Below are 1929 nucleotides of genomic sequence, written 5' to 3'. Positions count from 1 at the left end.
CTCCGCGACAGCGGCTGCTACCAATCCTTCCAAAACGGCGAGATCCTCTGGTCCCCCGCCACCAACGGCCACCCCACCATCACCGGACCCATCCGCACCACCTACCGCGCCCAGGGAGCCGAAAACGGCACCCTCGGCTACCCCACCACCACCCAAACCTGCACCACCAACCAATGCACCCAAACCTTCCGCAACGGAACCCTCACCTGGACCCCCACCACCGGAGTCCGCATGACACAGCGATAACAGCCGCAAAAACACCGGGAGTCGGCGGAAAGCAGGCTTCCGGTGCGGACACCGAGCGCTGACTATGGCTGAGATTCCGCAGTATGTATAATTCCGCGGAACAGCCCGTCCCGGCCCCTTCTCCTCGCGGAGCAGCAAACGTCGCTAGGAGACTGAGTGATCGATCAACTCCCGTCCGTCCGGGGTGGACGCTCGGCGGCAAGCGGCAAGAGTCCGCGGCGGGACATCCAGGCCTTGAGGGCAATCGCCGTGGTCCTGGTGGTTCTGAATCACCTGTGGCCCGAGATGCTGCCTGGTGGCTACGTCGGCGTGGACGTCTTCTTCGTCATTTCCGGTTACCTCATCACCAAACACCTGATGGGCGAGTTGGAGCGGACCGGCGGCATCGCACTCGGCAGGTTCTATGCCCGCCGCGCGAAACGGCTTCTGCCGGCTGCGCTGGTGGTCTCGGTTCTTTCCCTGGTCAGCGCCTGCGTCTTCCTGCCGTTTTCCCGCTGGGCGTCGATCGCCGCTGAAACCATTGCTGCAACGCTTTACGTCGAGAACTGGTGGCTGGCGGTCCAGTCCGTCGATTACTCGGCGCAGAACAATGCTGCGTCAACGGTTCAGCACTACTGGTCGCTCTCCGTCGAGGAACAGTTCTACCTCGTGTGGCCCGTCTTCCTCCTGGGCGTTTTCGTTGCGGCCCGGCGATTCTCCCGTGACCGGCGCCGGAACCTTATCCTGGGCCTCATCGTCGTTGGTGCCGCGTCGCTGGCTTTCTCGGTCTATTTCACCTACGCGAGCCGCAGCGAAGCGTATTTCGTGACCCCCGGACGTGTGTGGGAATTTGCTGCGGGCGCCCTTGTTGCGGCGGCCGCATCCTCCTTGCCCACCCGGTGGGGACGTTCGGCTCCGTTGGCCGGCCTGGCCCAATCGGCTGGGTTCACGATGATCGCGCTGGCTGCCCTCCGTTACAACGAGGGAACGTATTTCCCCGGGTACGCCGCGATCGTTCCAGTACTCGGGACGGTGCTCGTGATCTGTTTCGGCCCCCGGTTCCCTGTGTGGTCCCCCAACTACCCCCTGTCCACGCGGCCGGTCCAGTTCCTCGGCGATATCTCCTATTCCCTCTACCTCTGGCACTGGCCGCTGATCATCCTCCTGCCGAGCGTCATCAACCGCAATCTGACCGACGCCGACAGGATCTGGGTGGCGGCCGCGTCGCTCCTCCTCGCCGCCCTCACCAAAAAATACGTCGAGGACCCGGGGCGGACGAAACTCCTCGCATCGGGTTCGCCCCGAAGGACCTTCGGCTGGACCGCAACCGCCATGATCATCGTGTGCCTTATCGGCGGAACAGCGATTGCAGGCGGCGCCGCAACCCAGAAAACCGAGTTGGCCAAGCTCGACGCCGTCTCGGGCGGGGCCTGTTTCGGAGCGAAGAGCCTCGATCCGGGCCGAGAGTGTGCAGATCCCTTCGGTTCTCCCGAGGTGGAGAACGTCGGGGAGGATGAGGCCCCCTGGTTCGCCACCGGAGAGTGCTCGCTCCACGTGAACACCCTCCAGGTGCAGGACCAGAACCTGCTGAGCGCCTGCGATTTCTCGGAAAACGGGGACGTGTCGGAGACGGTGTGGCTGATCGGTGACTCCCACGCCGAGCAGTGGCAGGCCGGGATCTTCGAGTTGGCCCGCCAGCAGAAG

1 protein-coding gene and 1 pseudogene are annotated in these 1929 nt (G+C 64.1%); both read left to right on the top strand.

The features are described 5' to 3' along the window. Positions 1–246 (top strand): annotated as a pseudogene (locus Y704_RS0112110) (hypothetical protein); the annotation flags it as partial. A 156-nt stretch (positions 247–402) separates the two neighbouring features. Next, on the top strand, positions 403–1929 hold a 1527-nt coding region (locus Y704_RS20935; RefSeq protein WP_035772598.1), incomplete at its 3' end, for an acyltransferase family protein.

This window comes from Arthrobacter sp. Br18 (genome assembly GCF_000520555.1).
Taxonomy (GTDB): Bacteria; Actinomycetota; Actinomycetes; order Actinomycetales; family Micrococcaceae; genus Arthrobacter_D.
The sequence above is the reverse complement of the archived record's forward strand: the minus strand, read 5'-3'. Positions and strand labels throughout refer to the sequence as shown.